Here is a 22728-nt window from a genome sequence, read left to right as displayed (position 1 = left end):
ACCGAGGTAACCCATGGCAGCACCCCTGATGTTGGGCGGCATTACCGTGCCGCCGCATGCCGGCACGCCGGACGTGAGCTACGCCGAAGCGGGCGGAGCGACGGACGTCACGCTGGCCGGTGGCGCGACTGTGCGCATGCGTCACTGGCGCAAGGAGCTGATCACCATCAGCGGCACCGGTTGGATGTCGACCGGGCTGGATGCCCTGGACTGGGACGCGCAGCACACGCTGCGCTGCCCCAAGCCCAAGCGCATGGCCACCACCGGTACCAGCGTCACGCTGACGAGCGACCCGCGCCCGGATGTGCCTGTGGGCGCCCATGCTCTGGTGGGCAAGAACTGGGTGCCGACACCGGTCACACGCTCAGGGCGGGCGGTGACCATTACCCCGGTGCCGGGTGCCAGCCAGTACAGCGTGTACTGGTACCCACAGTTCACGGTGCTGGTGACGCCACCCACCGAGGAGAACGCCGGCGACGTGAGCTGGCAGCTGATCTGCCGGGAGGTCTGACATGCTGAACAGCTATCCGCTGAACAGCCTGCCTCTCAACTCGTTGCCGCCCAGCGGCGGGGGCGAGCCGGATATCGACACGGTTGTCATCACCCCCGGCCCGAGCTTTGCCTGGACGCTTCAGGTGCGGCTGGGCAGTGTGGATGTAACCGACCAGATCACCGGCGCGGTGCGGATTGAGTGCAGCGAGGACGGCGACAGCGTAGCCACGTTCGCGCTGTGGCTGGGTGATGGGCCGGTAGATGCGCTTGCCTACACAGGCCAGCCGGTGAGCATTGACTTCATCGTGTCGGGCGATCCAGCGATCAGCAGCCGCCGCTTCACCGGCTCGCTGGTGCAACCTGAGTTCGACGTGGTGACCCGGGTGCTGACCTGCGAGGCGACCACCCGGCTGGTCGATACCGTGGAGGCCATGGAGATACCAGCGATTGATGCGCTGGTGGGCGGGCTGTGGTCGGATGACGTGTTCGAGCCGGTTGCCGGCCGCTCGCGCTGGGATTATGCCCAGGAGCGGCTGAGCACCAGGCCGGCCAGCCTGTCTGCCGACCGCGACGGCAACCCGCGCATCAGCCCGTGGCACCAGAACGGTGTGCACTGGGAGTTTGCGCCGGGCTCGACGCTGTATGAGTCGGTGGATGTGAGCCTGGCCACCCTGAGCGAAACCACCAACGTGGTCGAGCTGGAGCTGGACTATCGCTACAGCCGATACCGGCAGCGAAACCAGAACTACAGCTGGATGCATCCTGCGCTTGGGGGCAACACCTCCATCGACGGCTTCATCAACTGGAAGTCCGACTCCTCCGAGCTGCCGGACATCGAGATGATCGTGGGCGCGGTGGATTCTGCGGGCTGGTTTCTGACCAGCGCGACCTGGTACCGCCTGCCGGGCGACATTACCGAGGGGCCGGGCTCACCCTGGTACAACAAGAACACTGACCTGCTGCTGGGCGCAGACTTCCAAGCCGCCGTGCGCTGGACGCAGCGGGCTGTGGAGCAGTACCGCCTGACGCTGGAGATCCCCGATGCCGTGGCAGCGGTCGGCCCGGTGATCCGTCGCGATCGGGTGGTGCTGGATACCGACACCGAGGCGGATCGGATATGGGAAGACGGGCAGACGGTGCTGGACGGCGAGGGCGTCCCGGAGCAGCAGCCTATTACCGGGCTGCCCCGGCGCGATCAGGCCCGACTCAACCGGGCGGTGACCTGCGCCCTGAGTCGCGCTCGCGTCCAGCTGCTGGCTGCGCAGCGCGGCAATACCGTGAGCTGGCAGATACCCCTGGCCCATGCGCTGGGTGTGGATGCCGGCCACCGGGTGCGGATGCTCGACCAGGGCGTGACCGCGACCGGCACAGTGATCAGCGCGGTGGATGAGGTGGACACGGCCACCGGATCGGCACTGCTGACGCTGACCATCGCTGTCAGCCGCGGTACTGCCGAGGCGATCAGCAGCCCGCTGACTACACCGCCGGCACCGACGTTTACCGATGCGCCAGGCCCGACCATCTCCGGCACCCTGCCGACCCAGTTGAGCAAGGAGTGGAGCGACCCGCCATACGATCCGGAGCTGCCCGGCTTTGCTGGGGCCCACTCCATCGGCACCTGGAATCCGGAAAACCGCTACCCGCGCCGCTTCGCGATCGACACCCCGGCCATCCCGGATCAGTGGCGCGACGAGATAGCCGCAACCCGGACTGCGACCTACAGCGTTGCGCCGCCAGTTGACGTATTGGAGGTTTGATATGAGCACTCAGCAGAACAGGCAGATCAGAGAGCTGGTTGACGGCCTCAGCCAGCGCCCAGACCGCCCCATGCCAACCCTGCGCCCGGAAGAGCCACGGGGCGGCATACCCTCGCGGCGGGGGTATGTGGAGCGGGCATATCAGCCAGGGAGTGGCGGCAGCGGAGGGGGAGGGATTGCCAGCCCCCTGACAGAGCAGGAGCGCGTCTACGCCGACGAGCCGATATATGTTGAGGCCATGGACGGCAGCGGGTATTTCCGCGTTCGCCCTATCGTGCAGATGACGATGACCGATGCGGAGAACAGGGAGATTGTTTTTGATTTTGCAGATCGAGCGGGATCGTTATGAGCGAAGCAGGGGCGTGGCCAGTGCCATTCGAGATCGAGGCGATTGATCCGTACCCATACCATGGGCTTGTCTACACAGAGGGAGACGTGCAGTGGCTGGAGCCAGGAGGAGGGAGGCCACGCATTGAGTTGCCCAGCCTATCCAATGTCCCCACCCCTAGGCCTGGTCCAAGATATGCCCCGCTCGAATCATCAGCGGTCTGGGATGTGGGCCACCCCGACCCGCCTGTGTCGCCGCGCCTGTACGCGCTAGGCGGCACCTCGCTTGGGCGCCGCCTGGTGGCGACTGCCGACAGCCTGACAAAGCTGCCTCAATCAGGGCTGAGGGCCTTGGCGCTCAGTTTCGACGGAGAAGAGATATATCTGAGAGATGTTACGCCGGGGCAGATTGAGAAAACGGTGGCCGCAGCTCAGGTCCCTACTTCAGCGATTCTGTCCGGCATCACAGAGCTCGTTAACCCATACACTGGCAACTCATTTGAAGTGCGCTTGGCGACCATGGACGAGCTAGATCGCTCGGCTGATGGGCGGCGCAGACTGGTTGCTTTTCGGTGGAGCAATGGCACAGGGGCAAACTTAGTGGCCTTTTATGTCGGCGTTGCTGTGGTTGAGATCACCGAGTCTGAGGCCGGCGATTTGTCGCTTGACATCACCATTACAGCCACCGCAAACGACTGCCTGGGAGTCACTAGCTACGATCGGGAATCGGATCTTTTCTGGTGGAGCCCCGCAGGCAGAGGGGATGACATCCAGCCAGATTCAGGGGTGCCAATTGGCGTTAATGTCTCCGGGGAGATTGCGGTGGGGAGCTTCCTGGAAGAACACGCCGTGGCCGACGTTATTATAGGCGCCTACCTTGACGGAGATAGTGTCAGATACTTCTACGCTGATATTGAGGTGCGCGAGGATCAAGGCTCAGACACGTCGGGCAGCCATATTATAAATACCGATGGCGACAGCTATTTCATGCACTGGGAGGTATCAAAAACCCGCATAACCGACGGGAAGATTACCCTCAGAAACTCTGGCGGGGGCGAGGTTTCAGTGCATTTTCACAGAGCTATCACGAGCACGCTCAGCGCCACTAACAACAACCGAGTGCCAGGATATCCTCAAAATTTCTACGTGGGATCGTATTCAATCAACTCCAGCGCCACCATGACAGGCCTTCCTGCAGACCAGGACAGCCAGGACACCGTCATCGATGAGCGCCCAGATGAGGCCGGCGCGATCTTGAGGCTCGGGCAGGACGCAGTAGCGATCCGAGATATAGGAGGCGCCATTCCATCTGGTGCGCGGATCGCCCCCCGGCGGATTGAGGTTGGGCGCATCAGCGCCAACAGAGGGGATTACGCCCGCGCAACTGAGAGCGATACGAGATGCTCGAAAACAAAAGGGCTGGTGATATATGAGCGCGGAGACGGTGTTCCAGAGAGGCCTGCTCGCGTGCCGCCCACCATCAGTCCGTCCGGTATTCACGGGACAATGGCGGTCATCCCTCCGGGGGGTGGCGGCACCTATCCAGCCCGCGCGCTCTACAACCCCCTGACCGATCAGGTAGCCAGAGCTGCGGACTACCCAGACCGGTATTTAAATGGGTGGATATAGGAGGGGAAACACGAGTGGTACCTGAGTGGTGCGCTCACCCCGGCCGGGCCGGTGGGGGGGGGGGGAATACCTCCACCGACGCCGACCATAGATACGCCAGCTGGAATCCTGCCACCAACGAGATCGCGGGGCCCGCCGACGAGCCCGTGTGCTTCACATAACGGAGTAATCATGCTGAATTTCATAAATAACTGGGCGCGGCCAATAGAGCTGGCGTCAGGCTCTGAAACGGCTCTGCTGGATCTCCCCGACGGCGAGTATCTCCTGACCATTGCCGACTCGTCTGCTGCGGCCTCGAGGTGGGAGATAGTTCGCGCGGAGGTGGACGGTGGTGTGGCGACACTGCAGAGAGGCCAGGAGGAAACGCTGGCGCAGGCGTGGCCAGAGGGAAGCGTAATTTACTGCGGCGTTACTGCTGGCGCCCTCAATGAGATCATGCAATCAGGGGGAGCCGCTCCCGGTGGCGGCTGGGGAAAAATTCTCGTCGCGACCAATCATGAGGATGTCGGTGTCCTCTCCTACACCCTATCACCTACCGATGTTGACGTGTATGTCGGATCGAGTGGCGTGGGATATGACGTAGAGTTAGCGATTCCCGAGGACATGCCGCCAGGAGCGGCTATGCGGGTGCCAGCGAAGCTCTCTATTTACTGGGGGGCATCATTGTTGATTAGAGCCCCTGGGCCTTTAGAGGTGGAAATCACCTCTGGTGTGGCCGCTACCACCCTGGAAGATAATGGGCATGTGCTTCGTATGTTTTTTGAAGACGGCCCAGGCATTCAGGCGTTGTTCAATATGGATTTGAGTGTGGATCGCTATGGCGCCAACTACCACATAGGCTGCGCACTTCGGGAGCGACCTGAAGAAATCTATCTCCCCGATGAACCTATCGATTAAATATCAGATGGCATACCCGCCATGGCTTTCAACTGCAGGAGTGCATTATGCGCCCGGCCAACGCACCACTGTGTCTGATCCCAGGCACCACTCACCGATCCACCCTCCGCATCATGCAGCCCACCTGGGTCTACAAACCGGTCACCAGCATCACAGCAGGCGCACCAGTGCAGCTGCAGGTGCTCGGCCACGGCATCCAGACCGACAGCTGGCCCTGCTGGCTGACCGGTGTGCAGCACATGCCGGAGCTCAACCGCGACCCGCCCAGGGAGCGCCCGCACCGGATGCGGGTGGTGGATGCGGACACGCTGGAGATCAACAGCATCAGCGCTACCGGCCGCCAGCCGCGGGGTGGCGAGCTGCGCTATCAGCCGCCAGTGGATCTGACCGGGTGCGATGTGGAGATGCACCTGTTTGACCGGCCCGGCGGTGCGACCCTGATGACGCTGGGGCTCGGCACCGGGCTGACCATCACCGGCCCCGGCACCATCGAGCGGGTGATCGGCGCTAACCAGGTCATCCCGCCCACTGCCAGCTGGTACTGGCTGGAGGTGCGCTACCCGGACGGCACCGAGCACCGGTACTGGGAGGGCCCCGTCACCATAGGAGATGCCTGATGCGTTGCTACAAATGCCACGTGCTGCACGAGGAGCGGGAATACGTAGTGAGCGTAGAGCCTGCCCCGGACGTGCTGTGCGTGACGGAGGGGGAGCAGGGCCCGCCCGGGGCCAGTGCGTTCGAGAGCTGGAAGGCACGCAACCCCGGCGGCACCTGGGATGATTTCATGTCGGAGCTTGGCTCCGGCGCAATTTGGCACGGATCGGAGTGGTAAGCATGGCACTGGTTAAATTCTACAAAGTCGCAACCCTGCCCGGCTCGCTTGAGCCGGATTCCTTTTACTACGTCGAGAACGGCAGCGTCGCCGAGTCGTACCTGACCAACAGCTCAGGCGTTGCCCGGGCCGTCGGCAACTCAGCAATGATCAATGCGCTGATCAGCGCGGCGATCACTGATGCACTGACGGACTACAACGCGCTGGAGGTGGTGGCAGATATTGCCGCCCGGGATGCGCTGGCGCTGGAGCGTAACGCACTGGTGCTGGTGATCGATGCCAGCGGCGATCCTACTGTCGACGCTGGCTCTGCGTTGTACGCCTACGTCGAGGCGGATGACGCCTGGGTGAAGGTCGCCGAGTACGAGTCCATGGATGTGGTCATCCAGTGGGCCAGCATTCAGGACGGGCCGTCCAGCTCGCCGGCGCAGATCGACACGGCAGTCAGCCAGTCCCACACCCACAGCAACAAGGCGGTGCTGGACAAATTCACAGAGTCCGAGGGCCAGCCGCAGTACAACGGCCAGCCCATCAAATCCAGCTGGGAAACGGCGAACTGGTGACCAGCATGGCTATCGTTTTGCAGCACAAAGTGGTGGCGTCACTGCCGTCACCACTGGAGCCTGACTCCATCTATTACGTACGGGTGGGGCAGGGGTTTGATGTCCATGTCACCAACGGGCTGGGGGAGGTGGTCGCCTACGGGCTGAATGCCGCGCTGGCACTGCAGGAGCACATCGGCTCCGGCGGCCCTGCCCACGCTCTGGCCACCGCCGAGGCACCCGGGTTCATCTCGCCCGCCCACCTGCAACTGCTCGATCATCTGGGCCGGGTGAACGACATTGGCACCCCTGGCCATGTCGGCTTCGGCGTCGGCATCTGCCCGCTGACCTATCCCGGCATGACCATGCTGCCCGGCACGCTGGCGGCCGGGTCTCCGGAGTACGGCAACTACCAATACAGCGACGGCTCGGTGATGTGCTGGGTGCCAGCCTTCTTCTACAGATACGGACATCCGGATAATCCCACCTATGCCGAGTACGGGGTGAACTCGGTTGATGTACTGCCGCGCAGTGCGTTTCCGAACCTGGTCGCCGCTGGCATCCATGGCTACACGCTGCACCGGGCATTCTATGACGACGGCGTAGAGCAGCCCGGCGCATTCGTCGACAAGTACCTGTGCAGCAACAACGGCGGCACGGCGTCATCTATAAAGCTGGGTGACCCGCTGAGCAGCAACAGCGCACACAACCCATTCAGCGGCCTGGCCGGATCGCCACCGAACAACTACAGCGGAGCCATTGATTCAGCGAAGACGCGGGGGGAGGACTTCTTCTCGTCCAGCCTGTTCATCTTCAAAGCCTTGGCTCTGCTGTCGCTGGCTCATGCTCAGGCGGCGACCAGTGCCGCTGCCTGTGCATGGTTCGATCCAACCGGGGTGACGAACTTCCCGAAGGGCTGCAACAACAATGCCCTGCGGGACATCAACGATACCAGCGTGCTGTACGTCAGCGACGGTTACAGCAACGCAGCGAAGACCGGCAGCGGCACGCCCTTCGCCAAGACCACCCACAACGGGCAGGAGTGCGGCATTGCCGACCTCAACGGCGGTATGTGGGAAATCTGTCTGGGGCTGACGTATCTGGATGGCAACTACCACATCCTGAAAACCGATGCTCGCATGGCTGATCTGACGCCGGGGGTGACGCTGGCTACAGATGCATGGGGTACATTAGGCGTGGCGGCCAATTACCATGTGCTCGGCCCTACATGGGGCACACTCGGCACCGGCCCCGGTACGAACCGGGCGATAGGCTCGGCCAATGCGGTATTCAGCAGTGCCCTGTCCGGCATGGACTGGATGGCTACCTGCGCTGGCATCCCACTGGTCAACGGAGTGGGCGGGACCAATCCGTTTGGTAATGACAGGTTTTACGACAACAACCCCGCGCACATGTGCCCGATCGCGGGCGGCGGCTGGAGCTACGGCGTGAGCGCCGGGGTCTGGGCGCTCAGCTGCAGCGGCGCGCGGACGAGCACGCGCCATGACGTGGGCTGTCGTGCGGCCTTGTACCTTGTCCGACGTAGCGACAGCGCAGGAGGGGGAGGGTGAGCACGCGCGCAGAAGCCCGGCTTGACCGCCGGTACTTGCAGCTGGTGAAGCTGCTGAATATCTACCTCAACCACTTCCCGAAGTGTGAGCGCCACGGATTGGCGCTGCGCATTCGTACCACGGCATACGAGATGTATGACCTGATGATCGAAGCGCAGAAGCGGTACCAGAAGAAAACCACCCTGACCAACCTCGACATCAAGCACGAGCAGCTGCGCATGCAGGTGCGGCTTGCTCATGAGCTGGGGTATTTCGGCCAGCCTCAGCGGTCATCGGAAGCGGCGCAGGGTCTGAACGTAAAGCGCTACCTGACGCTGTCAGCGCTGATCGATGAGATAGGGAGGATGATCGGCGGCTGGATAGCTGCCAGCAAGGACAAGTGAGCAGGAGGGGAAGCGTCTTGAAATGTGCCCGATCGCGGGCGGCAACTGGAACAACGGCGTGAACGCCGGGGTCTGGGCGCTCAACTGCAACAACACGCGGACGAACACGAACAATAACGTGGGCTGTCGTGCGGACTCGGCTCCACCTCAAGCGCTGATGTTTGGCGACGTGGTGCCAAGGGAGGCGCTTTCCTGCCATGGGCGAAATCGGAGTACTCCAGCCTTTCCAGTAGCTACGGCGAGCGTCAGGCTGGACTTTTCAAGGGATGACATGAAGCGTTACGGGAATCTATACGCCAGCGTGATCAGCATGGCCGCGCTGTACCAGAGCTACATCAACGCCAGCCGCAGCAAACCCAACAGCCCCGGACGGTATCTGTTTGACCGCCGACTCGGTGCCGAGCTGCAGCAGCTGCACCGCGAGCTGGTTGACGGCACCTACCGACCAAAACCGTACTATCGCTTCCTGGTGCATGAGCCGAAAGAGCGCGTGATATACGCCCCGGCATTCCGCGACTGCGTTGTGCAGCACGCCATATATAACGCTGTGCTGCCCATCTTCGACCGCACCTTTGTCGACACCTCGTTTGCCTGCCGCAAGGGCAAGGGTACGCACAAGGCGGCGGATTACGCACAGCAAGCCCTGCAACGCAGCCCGCCCGGCAGCTACACGCTGCAACTGGATATCCGCAAATTCTTCTACCGGATCAACCGCCAGATCCTGCGCGCGCTGATCGAGCGCAAGATCAAGGATAAGCGCCTGGTTGATCTGATGATGATGTTCGCCGAATTCCCGGAGCCAGTCGGCATCCCGATCGGCAACCTGCTGTCGCAGCTGTACGCGCTGATCTACATGAACCCGGTGGATCACTTCATTGTGCGGACACTGAAGCCGCGCAGCGGGTACTGCAGGTACGTCGACGACTTCATCCTGTTCGGCCTGACCCGCGCCGAGGCGCTGGAATACCGGAACCGGATCGCGGTTTTCTTGGCAGAGCACCTGCAGCTGCAGCTGTCCCGCTCGACCATCGCGCCCTCAAGCCGGGGCGTGAATTTTGTCGGTTACCGCACCTGGGCCAGCGCCCGATTCGTGCGCAAGCACAGCCTGTACAAAGCTCGCAAAGCCGTCCGCGAGGGCAGGCTGGAATCGGTCATCTCACACCTGGCACACGCCAGCCAAACACATTCACTCCAGCACCTGCTGGACTACGCCATGGAGCACAACTATGCCCTCTATCGTGCGCTACCGAAAACATATCACCAGAGACATCACGCGGATCCTCAACGCCCCAGAGGACGCCACGGAGCTGGCAGAGCTGGACGGCTGGACATACGTGTCACTGCCTGACGGCGAAGAGCTGCCTGCCGATCAGCCCGAAGAAATCGCCCACACCATCACCACGGTCACCCTCGACGACGAGTTGCGGGAACAGATCAAATCAGCCAGCCCACATGTGTGGCTGATCAACGAGCGTGTACGGGACAAGATTGCTGAGGCCTACCCACTACACGAGGAGATCAAGCTGCTGAGGACAGCACCGAGCGCGGAGTTTGAGGCGTACAACGCGCATGCGGAGGCGTGTCGGGAATGGGGGAGGGCGCAGAAAGCGCTGTTGGGGCTATAGGCGCCGGCACTGCTGGAGCCGGCTAGGAGAAAGTTCATCATCTGACAGGATGACGAGTGAACTATGCCAGCTCCCGGGCACGATTGCTGTGTCCTGAGTCTCAAACTGACCGCCCTCGGGCGGTTTTTTATTGCCTGGAGAGAATCCATGACCCTTGCTGAAATCCGCGCCTCGGCAATCGCCCCGGCGCTCGAACTGCTGCCCGCCCAGATGACCAGTCCCGAGGCAGTGGTAATGCTGCTGGCAATCGGGCTGCAGGAGAGCCGGTTCCAGCACCGCAGGCAACTGGTGGGGAGACCGCCGAGACCTGCTGGCCCAGCGACTGGATTCTGGCAGTTCGAGCGCGGCGGTGGTGTTACCGGCGTCCTGAGCCACCGGGCCAGCCGGGATCATGCTCATGCACTCTGCCGCAGTCGTGACGTGATCGCCGCGCCCGCCGAGGTGTGGGTGGCACTGCAACATGATGACGTGCTGGCCGCAGGGTTCGCTCGACTCCTCCTCTGGACTGACCCGCACCGGCTGCCGGCGCTTGGCGATGCCCAGGCTGCATGGGATCTGTATATCCGAACATGGAGGCCAGGCAAACCGCACCGGCAGACGTGGGATGCGCTGTATGTTCAGGCGCTCAGCGAGGTGCTGCATGGGTAGGCAGTGGATATATGGCGCAGCCCTCTCGGCGGCGTTTATCGCTGGCTGGCTGACCCAAGGCTGGCGGATGGGCCAGCAAATGGCAGAGCAGCGCGCCGAGCACATCGATCTGCTGCGCCGGACGGCCGAGGCCAATGCCCAGATCATCCTGCAACAGCAGGCCGACCAGCAGGCCCAGGCCCAGCGCCTTGCCGAACTCGACACCAAGCACACCCAGGAGCTATCCCATGCACTGCAGGAAAACCGCCGCCTCGAAGATCTGTATTCTGCTGCTGATGATGAGCGCCGTCGGCTGCGCATCGACGTCATCGTTGCCCGTAACGACGCCGTCGTGTCCGAAACCACTGGCGCCGGCAGCATGGGCGATGCAGCCTCCCTCGAACTCTCTGCAGATTCTGGACGATCTATTTGGGATATCCGCCGAGGAATGATCGAGGACCGGGCGAAGCTGGAGTATTTGCAGGAGTGGGTAAGGGCCTTGCCTTAAAATGAAAGGGCGGTTAAATTCAACCTATCCCTGCCTGCGCAGGGATGAACCTGCTTGATGGTTATAAAGCAACCGTTCCCTGCCCCAGTGGGGATGACCCGTGTGATGGGGCCCTTTGATGGAGTTCCCCACCACAGCAGGGATGAATACCGAGCCAGGCGACTGGCTCGGTATTTTTTATTCCTGATCGCCCCGAGCCATGTCCAGGGCAATCCGGATTCCCTCCGACAAATTTCCGCCACCCAGCTCCCGCGCAAATTCTGCGCGCTCGTCGTCCAGCGAAACATTTCGTGGCCGAGCGCCAAGCCGGGTAGGGCGCCCCGGGCGCCGGCTCGGGGGATGGCCAGCGAATCCGTCGCGATATCCGTCGCCCATCTCCTGCCGATGGCCTGTCATGGCCAGCCACGTCTCATGCTCCTCGGCGGTGCCGAATTTCTCGCCGTGATAGTGGCGGCGCAATCCGCGCAGGTAGCCCGCGCCGTAGTCGCCGCCCATGCCCTTGGCCAGTTCGGCGTAGGTTTTAAATGCTTTCTCATCCATCCTTCTTCTCCACGTTGTTGTCCAGCACCCGAGTAGCGGTGAATTCAGGAAACTGTTTTCGCATCTTCTCGATCCAGCGATTGATGCGAGGGTAGTCAGGGCTGAACGAGATCGCGCCCTTACGCCCCAGCTGGTCAGTGCCTTCGGGGTCGTATTTGCTGAGGCACTCAATCTCCGCGCTGTGGATGATCTGCCCCCAGCCGTCGATCAGGCTGACCCGGTTGCCCGGCACCAGAGTATGAGCGCCCACCTGCATGCTGAATTTTCGGGTGATCAGGAAGCGCGCTTCGGGGCCGATACGCCGCGCCTCATGCATCTCGCCATGCCATGCCAGCCAGGCCTGCACCTGCTCATCGGTGACTGCGTCCGGGCCCAGCCCGGCAGCCCGGGCTTGACACAGCGCCCGGTCATCGTCGCCACTTAAATCGTTGCGCCCCATGACAGGCTCCGCGAATACCACCGAGTTGCCGCTCCGGCTGAACTTGGTGATGCTGCCCAGGGCCGCGAACATCGCGGCCTGGATCTTGGTGTAGGTGTCTACGTTGCTCATGGCAGTCTCCTCAGATTTGGGCGCGGATGGCGTTGACCACGTCATTAGCCAGTGCGCTATCGGTGGCCCGGAAGTGGAACTGGCCGTCTTCCAGGTCAAACCACAGCTTGTCGATGCTGTTCAGCATGCGACGCGCCTGGCTGTTGCTGATCCGCTCACCGTTGATGCGAGCGCCGCTGATGTTGCCGGTGTTGTAGCGGCTAATGGTCAGACCCATCCACCGCTCCAGATCGTTGAAATAGATGCGGCGCATGCTGCCCTTTTCCCAGAGGCGTCCGCCCAACTTGGTCAGAGCCCCTTCCATGTCAACCGGTTTCGCCATCAGGGATTTCAGGGCTGCACCGAAAGTGGTGGGGTAGTGATCACCAGGCTGAATAACCTGCTTGGCCAGGGCGTGTGCAGCTTTGAACAGTTCGGACTTGGTCATGATGGTAACCCTCATCCCGGAAGCCGCCGGGGAGCGGTGGTCAGGCTTCTTGCCGTTCCATGGCTATAATTATATGCGCATATAATTATCGGCGCAATAGTTTTATGTGCATATAATTGAAAGGCGACGAACGGTCATTCCCGGCATGCGGGAATCGGCGCTGCTACAAATTTGCTACAGGCGTGGATTCTATAAATGTAAGATGTTGATTTTCTGCGGGTTTTTTAATGTGCGGGCCCAATCCATCATCGGCGCCACGGAGAAGCGACGGGACGGGCCGGGGCGGGTGAGGGCAGGTGGCTGCAGCATCGGGTGAGCGAATCCTGGTGAGGCTGGGGTGACTGGGGCGTCTATTGTAACAGGGATGTCCGGGTGTCCGGACACGGAGTGGATGAGTTTTCCTGGTGGCGACTAGCGAAGCGGCAGACGTTGCGCTTTACTCAGAGTGCTGTATGGCATTTCGATCAACTTTCCGGTGGGCCACGAGGAGCCACCAAGGAGCGCGGCATGGCTGGGACATTCGAGATATATCAGGACAAGGGGGGTGAGTACCGTTTCAGGCTCAAGGCTTCCAATGGGCAGAACATTCTTGCCAGCGAGGGCTACAAGACCAAGGCCAGTTGTCTCAATGGCGTGGAGTCGGTCAAGACCAACGCGCCGGATGATGCCCGTTACGAGAAGAAGGAGAGCGGTTCAGGCAAGTTCATGTTCAATCTCAAGGCGGCCAACCATCAGGTGATAGGCACCAGCCAGCAGTATCAGACCGCTGCCTCCCGGGACAAGGGCATTGAATCGGTCAAGAACCACGCACCTGAAGCGCGGGTGGTCGAGGTGGAGGCGACCTCCTGATGCAGGCCAGGGCTGCGGGTTTACCCGCGGCCCAGCCCCACCGGACGAGCTGGTGCTCGTCCCTCCCGGGAATACAACGGGTTGGCGAGCACCCGCTCGCCGACGTATGCGCACAGACAACGCAGGCGTAGCGCCGGTGCGCTACACCCCGAAGGAGCACGCTCCCCGGGAACGTCGAGCACCAGCTCGATGAACGCAGTATCCGGCAGCACGGCGGACGGGCTGGTGCTCGTCCCTCCCGGGGCTGCACCCGCTCGCCGACGTATGCGCACAGACAACGCAGGCGTAGCGCCGGTGCGCTACACCCCGAAGGAGCACGCTCCCCGGGAACGTCGAGCACCAGCTCGATGACCGCAGTCTCCGGCAGCACGGCGGACGGGCTGGTGCTCGTCCCTCCCGGGAATACCCCGGGTTGGCGAGCACCCGCTCGCCGGCGTATGCACACAGACAACGCAGGCGTAGCGCCGGTGCGCTGCACCCCGGGGGAGCACGCTCCCTGGGAACGTCGAGCACCAGCTCGATGAACGCAGTCCCCGGCAGCACCGCGGACGAGCCAGTGCTCGTCCCTCCCGGGGATACCCGGGTTGGCGAGCACCCGCTCGCCGACGTATGCACACAGACAACGCAGGCGTGCGCCGGTGCGCTACACCCCGGGGGGGCACGCTCCCCGGGAACGTCGAGCACCAGCTCGATGGGCGCAGTCCCCGGCAGCACGCCGGACGAACCAATACTCGTCCCTCCCAGGAAACCGAGCGAACCGTCTAACTCGCAGGTCAGCCCTTTTTTACACTGCGTAATATTGTCGCACAATCATTATGGTGCTATAACGATGGTCATGTGATATTGGACGTTACCGCTTCATGGAGAAGTTTATGAAAGGAATCCGCTCTCTGGCAGTGTGCTCGGCAGTGCTGCTTTCGGCCTGCACCTCCACCGGCGTAAACAACACCGCAGGGCGGGCTACGGTATACGAGGATGTTCGCACCAGCAGCCCGATAGTGCAGGGCGTCGGCATCGAGTCCCAGGATATTGTGGCCATGACCGACCGCATGATGCGGGACATGCTCTCCAATCAGCTGCTCGCCGGGCGCACCCCTGCTCCCCGGGTGATAGTGGATTCCCAGTACTTCACCAACGAAAGCTCATCGCGTATCAACAAGAACATGATCACCGACCGCCTGCGCATCGAGCTGCAGCGCGCTGCCCAGGGCCGCATGGTGTTCATCGGCCGTGAGTACTCCGGCATGGTCGAGGCCGAGCGCGAGCTCAAGCGGACCGGGGTTACCGACGCCGGCACCATTCGTAGCACCCGCGCGACCGCCGGTGCCGACTTCCGTCTGGTCGGTCGCATCACCTCTGCCGATGCGGTTGACAGTAGTACCGCCACCGCTTCCCGCTATCAGCAGATTTCCTTCGAGATGATCGATCTGGAGTACGGCACCATAGTCTGGTCCGGCCTGTACGAATTCAAGAAGACGGCTCAGGACGACATCATCTACCGCTAGACGCTCCGCGACAGGGAGTTTGCCATGCGTCGTTATCTCTTCGCCCTGCTGCTGGCTCTGCCTGCTGCGGTAATGGCCAGTCTGCCGCCATCGCTGGATCAGGCCGTGCAGCGCATCAGTGCCGATGATGCCAACAACCGGGTACTCAACCAGTTGCAGGCCGCGACCCTGGCGCTGGACCTGGGCAATCGCGAGCTGGCCGGCGAGCTGTTCGATGCTGCGCTGGCCACCATTACCTCGGTCTACGCCGACAGCGAACAGGCCGCCCGGGCCCGCAGCCTCTGGTACGACGAGGGAGCCAAGGATTTCAAGGGTGAACCCTACGAGCGGGCCATGGCCTTCTATTACCGCGGGCTGCTGGACATGTATGCCGGGGATTACGAGAACGCCCGTGCCAGCTTCAAGAGCGGGCTGCTCCAGGATGCCTTTGCCGAGGAAGAGCAGCACAGGGCGGATTTCGCGCTGCTGATGTTCCTCGAAGCCTGGTCTTCCCATGTGCTTGGCGCCCGGGGCCTGGCAGACGAGCGTTTTGAAGAGCTGCTGACCTTTCGACCGGGGTTCAGGCTGCCCGAGGCAAACCACAGGTTGCTGGTGATGGTGGAAACCGGCAAGGCGCCCCGCAAGCTGCAGGACGGTATCGGCGGCAACGTACTGGTGTACCGGCCGGGTCGGCGCTTCCGCGAGGAGGCAGTACGTATCCGGGTCGATGGCAAGGCACTGGATCTGACGCCCATCGAGAGCATCTTCTGGCAGGCCTCGAGCCGCGGCGGGCGTCCGATCGACAGTATTCTGGAAGGGCAGGTGCAATTCAAGCAGACCACCCAGAGTGTCTCGGCTGACGTCTCCGGCGTGGCGGCCCACGCCACCATGCTGTCCCCGGCGTTCGGCGCGGCCGGCGGCGTGTTCGCCGGCGTTGCGGCGGTTGCCGGTGTTGCTACCCTGGCGACCTCCAGGGTCAAGGCCCGGGCGGATCACAGATTCTGGAACAACCTGCCCGACAAGGTCCATGTGCTGACCATGCCCATGCCCGCATCACGGGAGGTGCAGGTTGAGTTTCTCGACGCCAGCGGCGCCGTGATCAATGAATTGACGCAGACTGCCCGCATCGAGGTCGATGCTGCCGGCAGGGGCGTCCTGTGGGCGCGAGCCCGACGAGCCACGGATGTGGACAGGCCCTGAGGAAAACGACGAATGAACAGACTCTCCCTGACACTGGCCCTTGCAGCATCGCTGGTACTGACAGGTTGCAGCGGCATCGACAAGAATGAAGGGCCCCGCCCGGGTGTGCGCATAAGCGACGACCGCGCGCCGAATCAGCGGTTGAACCTGGATACCGTGGTGATCCTGGACAAATCCCTGCAGGATCGCAAATCCGGCAAGCTGGCCATCGAAAACTCGGGGGCCCGGCGCACCGCAGCCGGTACCGTCGAGGCCTATGCGGTCATCCGCAACCGCACCGACTTCCCCCTGCAGATCGAGGGTCGTACCCAGTTCTTCGACTCCCTCGGTCTGCCGCTGGGGGCGCCTTCCCAGTGGCAGCGAGTGTATCTGGACCCGCAGTCGATCAATGGCTACCGCGAGCTGTCCACCGGCACCGGCGAAGTGGCCCACTACTACATAGAGATCCGCGAGGGGCGCTGACATGAAGAACCTGCATTTGCCCGCGACCCTGTCCCTGGCATTGATATTGCCCATCGGCCTGCACGCCGACGAGAAGCCCTTTGACGAGCCCTGGCTGGGCAGTCGCCTGGAGCAACAGACCCCCGCGGGTTCGGTGCCGGCGCTCACCGCCGCGCCGCTGGCACCGGCCTTGCCGGATGAGCAGCATTATCTTGCACAGCCCGGCTCTGGTGTTGATCAGACCCTGCTGATGGAAACCCTGAAGCGCTTCCGGGCGGCCTATCAGCAGGGCGGCGAGCCGCGCATGGCAGTGTACTTCAACCGCGAACTCAGTGACGAAGTGCGTGAATGGGTCCCCGGCAGCCATCACAGCATCAGCAGCTCCCACGAACAGAGCGCCACCTTCAACAGCCTGCAGACCGGCCCCGTCAGCGCACAGGGCAGCGCCAGCGCGACCATGCAGACCCAGAGCCGCCACTACACCGGAGATACCGGAAAGCGACAGGACATGCGGGAATCCTGGCACTGGCAATTCGAGGATGCCATCACCGCTACTCTGCTCGAGGGTGGCGCCAACATAGTGGACAGGGCGGTGATCTTCCGCCAGATGGCCCACGCCCAGCCGCAGACCGCCGGCATGGACGGCAGCATGTCCAGCCTGCGTAACGAGACCTCGGCGCTGAACAGCTATGCCGACGTGCTGATCGAGATGAAGGTGACCCGCTCGGACACAGCCCTCGGTTATGACTTCCGGGCATCCGCCAGGGACGTGCAGAGTGGCCGCATCCTGGCCACCGCCTTCGTCAACGGCAACCAGGGGCGCCAGCACAATGTGGACGTCGCCGCCGCCAGTGGCTACGCCCTGCGTCAGGACAATTATCTGACGCTGGAGCAGGTGTCCCAGGAGCTGACGTTGAAACTGATGCAGTCTCTCAGTCGTCATTGGGGCGCCTGAGGCCGGTTGGATAAAAGGAGTTGTCCATGAACAAGCTAGTCGTAGTGGGTATCTGCGGCACCCTGCTGGGTGGCTGCGTGTCGGGTATGACCAACAGCTACCTGTCGCCCCAGGTGCCGCAGCGGGTACTGATACCCCAGGAAGTGGTCGACATGATGGGGCCACCGCAGATCCTGCAGGTCGGCATGGGGCAGACCGTCGAAGGGCGGGCCAATCACTTCTACGAGTTCAAGGGCAAACCCGGGGACCAGGTGACCCTGGTGGTGCGTTCCAAGGGCACGGATGCCAGTCTGTACCTCTACGGCGACGCCAATGACTACCGTCGCAACATGGAGCCCATGGCCTTTGTCGGATCCATCGGCGGCATCTCGGGAGTCGTGGACCCGGATGGACCCAACGCGCACCTGCTGGTGACCCTGCCGGCCGATCCCGATGGATCCTATGTGGCCGTGGTCGGGCCCCAGGATCAGGCGGACTACAGCCTGACCGTGTTGCCGGGGTTGGTTCCCCAGCGTGAGCTCATGGCGCTGCCCACGCCCATCTATGGCAACGAAGGGCAGTTCATGAGTCCCTTCACCGAGGACAATACGGTGACCGCCTGGGTCGAAAAGGGGTTGCAGGCCGAGGTCGCCAGCAACGTCGGCACCGCTCTCGGCAGCCTCGCCGCCATGTCCAACTCGGACAACATCATGCTGTCTGTCTTTGGGGGAGCGGTCGGCAGCATTGCCGGCAGGGAAGTGATGCTGCGCGCCATCGGCGGCTGGGACTTCATCAAGGACAACAGTGATCTGTCCTTCAACAGCCTTGAGGAAATGGCCAAGTACATGGCCTACGAAAATTCCAGCCATCCACAGTATGCGCAGGTACTGAACGCCACCTACGGTATCTATCCGGAACTGCGCCCGGTAATGCAGAAGGTGCAGATGGAGAAGGATTCGCTGACCCGCCTCTATCCGAACAGCTTCATTACCGTAGCCCAGCAGTAGTCCCACGTTTGCCTGTCGCCCGGTGCCTGCACCGGGGACAGGCAAACACCATCGGGGTTTCTCCAAGCGGTGATACACTAGCGACATGATTCGTCAGTCCCAGCCGTTTCCATAAGGAAAACCCGTGTTCACAGAACTATCCCTGCACGAGCGTCTGCTCAAGGCCCTGGCCGAGCTGTCCTTCGAAAAGCCGACCCCCGTCCAGGCAGCGGCCATTCCCCCGGCCATTGCCGGCGAAGACCTGTACATCATTGCCCAGACCGGCAGCGGCAAGACCGCCGCCTATGTGCTGCCGATCCTGCAGCGGCTGCTGGAGGATGACAGCAAGGCCCTGGCCCCGCGGGCGCTGGTGCTGTCGCCCACCCGGGAGTTGGCACAGCAGATCCTCAAGGACGTTCAGGCGCTGGCGCGTTTCACCTTCCTCAAGGCCGAGCTGGTTATCGGTGGTGAAGACTTCAAGGTGCAGGCCGCCAAGCTGCGCAAGAATCCGGATATCGTCATTGCCACCCCTGGTCGTACCCTGGAGCAACTGGAAGCCGGCGGGCTGGACCTGTCCGAAGTTCAGACCCTGGTTATCGACGAAGCTGACCGCATGCTGGACATGGGCTTCAGCGAAGATGTGCTGAGTATCGCCAGCGCCTGCCCCGAGCAGCGTCAGACCATGCTGTTCTCCGCCACCACTGGCAATCAGGGCATCCGCCGCATGGTCGAGCAGATCCTGAATGAGCCGCGCTGGCTCGAGCTGGACAGCGTGAAGTCCGATACCCCGGCGATTCGTCAGCAGGTGATTCCGGTGGATGACAACACCCACCGTGAAAAACTCACCAGGTGGCTGCTGCTCAACGAGTGCGAAGGCAAGGCCATCGTGTTCACCAACACCCGGGTCATGGCCGACCGACTCAACGGCGTGCTGCGCGCGGTGGAGGGGTTGCGGGTGTATGTACTGCACGGGGAGAAGGATCAGAAGGAGCGCAAGCTGGCCATCGAGCGATTCAAGCAGGGTGGCAAGGGTGTGCTGGTTGCGACCGATGTGGCCGCCCGCGGCCTGGATATCAGCGAACTGGATCTGGTGATCAACTTCGACATGCCGCGCAGCGGTGATGACTATCTGCACCGCGTGGGCCGGACCGGCCGGGCCGGTGCAGAGGGGCTGGCGGTGTCCCTGGTAGCTCCCCACGAGTGGAGTCTGATGTCCAGTATCGAACGTTATCTACGTCGGCAGTTCGAGCGCCGCGAGATCAAGGAGCTTGCGGGCAGCTTCAAGGGACCGAAGAAAGTGAAGGCCTCGGGCAAGCCGGTCGGTGCCAAGAAGAAGAAAGATGACAAGAAGAAGGTAAAGCGCCCCAAGACTGCCAAACCTGCGGCCAGGCGCAAGCCGGCGATTCCCAAAGGGCAGGTAGTGCTGGACGGTGGAGATGGGCTGGCGCCGCCGAAGCGGCGCAGCTGAGTTCCCGGCGGCCTACGGGGAGCTGGCCGTGCCGGGTGGTGTACGGTGCCCGGTAAGCGGTTCCCCACGCCGGTAGCGGCGCCACTGCAGGCCGACCACCAGCGCCAGCAGCAGCCCGCCGGGCAACCACATCCATTCCTTGCGGCGTCGGTCCACCGGCGCCTCTACCGTCAGGATCTCCTGATCAAAGTCCAGGCCCAGTTCGGCGGCCTGACTGCCATAACTCACCATGTCGATCAGGGTACGCTCCCCCTCCTGCATCAGGCTCAGCCCCAGGTTCTCCAGCCGCTCCTCGCCGGTGGCGCCGCTTGGTACTGCGACCAGAACATAGAAGGTCCGGGGGTTGCCGACACCGTCTTCGCCGGCTATCTGCAGGCGCAGTGGATTGTCGCTCTCTGCCGACTGCTCGAGCGCCTGGGCCAGCTCCGCCGGCGGTACGGTGCGATAGGGATCGAAGAACAGATCCATCCAGAAGCCGGGGCGGAACAGGATGAAGGCGACCAGCACCAGTATCAGATTCTCATACCAACGGCTGCGTACGATCAGCCAGCCCTGGGTGGCCGAGGCGAAGATCAGCATGGCAACCGTGGCAATCAGAAAGATGACCACCCCGTGCCACAGGGAGACATCGATCAGCAGCAGATCGGTGTTGAAGATGAACAGGAATGGCAGGACGGCGGTGCGAATACCGAAATAGAACGCCTGAACCCCGGTGCGTATCGGGTCGCCACGGGAAATGGCCGCCGCAGCAAAGGCCGCCAGACCTACCGGAGGGGTGGCATCGGCCATGAGGCCGAAATAGAACACGAACATGTGGATGGCAATCAGCGGGACTATCAGCCCGTTCTGCTGGCCGAGGGTCACCAGTACGGGCGCGAGCAATGTGGACACTACTATGTAGTTGGCGGTGGTCGGCAGACCCATGCCGAGGATCACGCACAGCACCGCAGTCCAGATCAGCATCAGCATCAGATTGCCCAGCGACAACATCTCGATAAGGTCGGCGAACACCAGGCCGACACCGGTCTGGGACACGGCGCCGACGATGATGCCGGCAGCCGCTGTCGCCACCCCGATGCCGGTCATGTTGCGCGCACCTGTTACCAGGCCCTCTCCCAGGTCAGTCAGGCCGCGACGGGCGCTGGCCAGAATATCGTCCTGATGTCGGAACAGGGCCAGCAGCGGCTTCTGAGTGACGATGATGACCATCATGAACAGCGTGGCCCAGAAGGCGGACAGGCCGGGTGACAGCCGCTCGACCATAAGACACCAGACCAGTACCACCACCGGCAGTATGTAATGCAGGCCCGTCATCAGAGTGGAGCGGGTTTCGGGCATCACCATGGTCGGGGCGCCCGGGTCGTCCATCTCCAGGTCCGGATAGCGTGACCCCACGCCGAGCAGGGCAACGTAGATCACTCCGAGTCCCGCGGCAATGACCCAGCCCGCCGAGGCGCCAAGCAGGGGCTTGAGCCAGCCCAGGCCGTGGTAGACCGCCATCGACAGGCCCATGATCAGCAGCAGGCCGGTGAGAAAACCGAGCAGCTTGCGGAGCAGTGGCCGCTCAGGGTTGGCACTCTGCAGTCCCTGCATGCCGGCCTTCACTGCGGTGAGGTGGACGATATAGAACAGCGAGATGTAGGAGATCATCGCCGGCAGGAAGGCGTGGCGTATCACGTCGGTATAGGGAATGCCGACATATTCAACCATCAGAAAGGCAGCCGCACCCATGACCGGCGGCATCAGCTGGCCATCCACTGAGGCGGCGACTTCCACTGCGCCGGCCTGCTCCTTGCTGAAGCCCACGCGCTTCATCATGGGAATGGTGAAGGTACCGGTGGTCACCGTATTGGCGATCGAGGAGCCGGAAATAAGCCCGGTCATGCCCGAGCCGACCACGGCGGCCTTGGCCGGACCACCGCGGTAATGCCCGAGCACCGAGAAGGCCAGCTTGATGAAATAGTTGCCAGCGCCTGCCTTCTCCAGCAGGGAGCCGAACAGGACGAACAGGAAAACGAAGCTGGTGGATACACCGAGGGCGATGCCGAATACTCCCTGGGTGCTGAGCCACTGGTGATTGCCCAGGGACACCCAGCTCACTCCCCGGTGTGCCAGCATGCCTGGCATATAGGGGCCTGCCAGGGAGTACAACATGAACACCAGCGCCACTATCATCAACGGCGGTCCCAGGGCGCGCCGTGTGGCCTCCAGCAGCAGGGCCAGACCTGCCAGAGCGACCGCCACATCCAGGGTGGTCGGACTGCCGGGACGTGTGGCCAGCTGGTCGTAGAACAGATAGATATAGCCGGCACAGAAGGCAGCCAGGAGTGCCAGCAGCCAATCCGTCAGCGGGATCCTGTCCCGCGGGGAGCGACGGAAGGCCGGGAACGCCATGAAGGCGAGAAACACCGCCAGAGCCAGGTGGATGGATCGGGCCTCGGTGCTGTTGAATACGCCGAAACCCGCCATGTAGGGCAGGGGTGACGCTATCCATAGCTGAAACAGCGACCAGAAGCCGGCTATGCCCAACAGCAGCTTTCCGGTCACCCCGGTAGGGCGACGCCCGCCGATATCCGCGCTTGCCAGCTCATCAAGCTGGGTAGCCAGACTGTCGTCCGTGTCCGATCTTTTCATCAGGTCGTCCCGTTATCTACACAGA

Annotated in this window: 25 protein-coding genes; 21 read left to right on the top strand and 4 right to left on the bottom strand. The window is 62.5% G+C overall.

All coding sequences use genetic code 11. The features are described from left to right. Positions 1-13: 13 nt before the first annotated feature. From BM046_RS04330 to BM046_RS16300, 14 genes are all read left to right on the top strand, one after another. Entirely contained in the window at positions 14-511 is a 498-nt protein-coding gene (locus BM046_RS04330) for a hypothetical protein (protein WP_090537349.1), read from the top strand. A gap of 1 nt (position 512) precedes the next feature. After that, positions 513-2249, top strand: coding sequence for a hypothetical protein (locus BM046_RS04325; protein ID WP_090537347.1), 1737 nt, complete (start codon positions 513-515; stop codon positions 2247-2249). Position 2250: 1 nt separating this feature from the next. Then, positions 2251-2598, top strand: coding sequence for a hypothetical protein (locus BM046_RS04320; protein WP_090537345.1), 348 nt, complete (start codon positions 2251-2253; stop codon positions 2596-2598). 20 nt (positions 2599-2618) lie between these two features. Next, a complete protein-coding gene (locus BM046_RS04315; RefSeq protein WP_143084148.1) occupies positions 2619-4205 on the top strand; it encodes a hypothetical protein in 1587 nt (528 codons plus the stop codon). A 171-nt stretch (positions 4206-4376) separates the two neighbouring features. Then, positions 4377-5102, top strand: a complete 726-nt coding sequence (locus tag BM046_RS04310) for a hypothetical protein (protein WP_090537342.1) — start codon at positions 4377-4379, stop codon at positions 5100-5102. 47 nt (positions 5103-5149) lie between these two features. Then, complete coding sequence (locus BM046_RS04305; protein WP_090537338.1) at positions 5150-5719, top strand: hypothetical protein; 570 nt, start codon at positions 5150-5152, stop codon at positions 5717-5719. Next, a complete protein-coding gene (locus BM046_RS04300) occupies positions 5719-5934 on the top strand; it encodes a hypothetical protein (RefSeq protein ID WP_090537336.1) in 216 nt (71 codons plus the stop codon). The genes BM046_RS04305 and BM046_RS04300 overlap by 1 nt, the downstream gene beginning before the upstream one ends. Positions 5935-5936: 2 nt before the next feature. Beyond that, on the top strand, positions 5937-6497 hold the full coding sequence (locus BM046_RS04295) for a hypothetical protein (RefSeq protein WP_090537333.1): 561 nt from the start codon (positions 5937-5939) through the stop codon (positions 6495-6497). Positions 6498-6502: 5 nt separating this feature from the next. Continuing rightward, positions 6503-8047, top strand: a complete 1545-nt coding sequence (locus tag BM046_RS04290; protein WP_090537331.1) for a hypothetical protein — start codon at positions 6503-6505, stop codon at positions 8045-8047. Beyond that, positions 8044-8430 carry a four helix bundle protein gene (locus BM046_RS04285; protein WP_090537330.1) on the top strand — a complete coding sequence of 129 codons (387 nt, stop codon included), beginning with the start codon at positions 8044-8046 and terminating at the stop codon, positions 8428-8430. Before BM046_RS04290 ends, BM046_RS04285 begins: the two co-directional genes overlap by 4 nt. A 22-nt stretch (positions 8431-8452) precedes the next feature. Beyond that, complete coding sequence (locus tag BM046_RS04280) at positions 8453-9778, top strand: RNA-directed DNA polymerase (RefSeq protein WP_235818569.1); 1326 nt, start codon at positions 8453-8455, stop codon at positions 9776-9778. Then, complete coding sequence (locus BM046_RS16205; protein WP_090537326.1) at positions 9765-10055, top strand: hypothetical protein; 291 nt, start codon at positions 9765-9767, stop codon at positions 10053-10055. Before BM046_RS04280 ends, BM046_RS16205 begins: the two co-directional genes overlap by 14 nt. A 147-nt stretch (positions 10056-10202) precedes the next feature. Continuing rightward, positions 10203-10703 carry a hypothetical protein gene (locus BM046_RS04270; RefSeq protein WP_090537324.1) on the top strand — a complete coding sequence of 167 codons (501 nt, stop codon included), beginning with the start codon at positions 10203-10205 and terminating at the stop codon, positions 10701-10703. A gap of 67 nt (positions 10704-10770) precedes the next feature. After that, on the top strand, positions 10771-11190 hold the full coding sequence (locus BM046_RS16300) for a lysis system i-spanin subunit Rz (RefSeq protein ID WP_218149998.1): 420 nt from the start codon (positions 10771-10773) through the stop codon (positions 11188-11190). A gap of 177 nt (positions 11191-11367) precedes the next feature. Here the strand turns inward: BM046_RS16300 and BM046_RS04255 are convergent, their stop codons facing one another. The 3 genes from BM046_RS04255 to BM046_RS04245 are packed head-to-tail and all read right to left on the bottom strand — an operon-like array spanning position 11368 to position 12707. Further along, positions 11368-11730, bottom strand: a complete 363-nt coding sequence (locus BM046_RS04255) for a hypothetical protein (RefSeq protein WP_090537319.1) — start codon at positions 11728-11730, stop codon at positions 11368-11370. After that, complete coding sequence (locus BM046_RS04250; RefSeq protein WP_090537317.1) at positions 11723-12280, bottom strand: hypothetical protein; 558 nt, start codon at positions 12278-12280, stop codon at positions 11723-11725. Before BM046_RS04250 ends, BM046_RS04255 begins: the two co-directional genes overlap by 8 nt. Positions 12281-12290: 10 nt before the next feature. Then, on the bottom strand, positions 12291-12707 hold the full coding sequence (locus BM046_RS04245; RefSeq protein WP_143084147.1) for a hypothetical protein: 417 nt from the start codon (positions 12705-12707) through the stop codon (positions 12291-12293). A gap of 507 nt (positions 12708-13214) precedes the next feature. Here BM046_RS04245 and BM046_RS04240 point away from each other — a divergent pair. The 7 genes from BM046_RS04240 (at position 13215) to BM046_RS04210 (ending at position 20069) form a co-directional block, all read left to right on the top strand. Continuing rightward, the gene (locus BM046_RS04240; protein WP_090537313.1) at positions 13215-13556 is read left to right on the top strand and encodes a YegP family protein; all 342 of its coding nucleotides are present in this window, start codon (positions 13215-13217) and stop codon (positions 13554-13556) included. An 872-nt stretch (positions 13557-14428) separates the two neighbouring features. Next, positions 14429-15061, top strand: coding sequence for a penicillin-binding protein activator LpoB (locus BM046_RS04235; RefSeq protein ID WP_090537311.1), 633 nt, complete (start codon positions 14429-14431; stop codon positions 15059-15061). 24 nt (positions 15062-15085) lie between these two features. Further along, positions 15086-16240, top strand: a complete 1155-nt coding sequence (locus BM046_RS04230; protein WP_090537308.1) for a hypothetical protein — start codon at positions 15086-15088, stop codon at positions 16238-16240. 12 nt (positions 16241-16252) lie between these two features. Beyond that, positions 16253-16702 (top strand): putative periplasmic lipoprotein, encoded by a 450-nt coding sequence (locus tag BM046_RS04225; RefSeq protein ID WP_090537306.1) that lies wholly within the window; start codon positions 16253-16255, stop codon positions 16700-16702. Between the two features lies 1 nt (position 16703). Beyond that, a complete protein-coding gene (locus BM046_RS04220) occupies positions 16704-17636 on the top strand; it encodes a hypothetical protein (RefSeq protein ID WP_090537304.1) in 933 nt (310 codons plus the stop codon). Between the two features lie 26 nt (positions 17637-17662). Continuing rightward, on the top strand, positions 17663-18622 hold the full coding sequence (locus BM046_RS04215; RefSeq protein WP_090537302.1) for a hypothetical protein: 960 nt from the start codon (positions 17663-17665) through the stop codon (positions 18620-18622). A gap of 124 nt (positions 18623-18746) precedes the next feature. Beyond that, positions 18747-20069: a DEAD/DEAH box helicase gene (locus BM046_RS04210; protein WP_090537300.1), complete on the top strand. Its 1323-nt coding sequence runs from the start codon at positions 18747-18749 to the stop codon at positions 20067-20069. Positions 20070-20081: 12 nt separating this feature from the next. Here the strand turns inward: BM046_RS04210 and BM046_RS04205 are convergent, their stop codons facing one another. Beyond that, entirely contained in the window at positions 20082-22703 is a 2622-nt protein-coding gene (locus BM046_RS04205) for a TRAP transporter permease (RefSeq protein WP_090537298.1), read from the bottom strand. Positions 22704-22728: the final 25 nt, after the last annotated feature.

The organism is Halopseudomonas formosensis (assembly GCF_900115905.1).
GTDB lineage: Bacteria > Pseudomonadota > Gammaproteobacteria > Pseudomonadales > Pseudomonadaceae > Halopseudomonas > Halopseudomonas formosensis.
The sequence above is the reverse complement of the archived record's forward strand: the minus strand, read 5'-3'. Positions and strand labels throughout refer to the sequence as shown.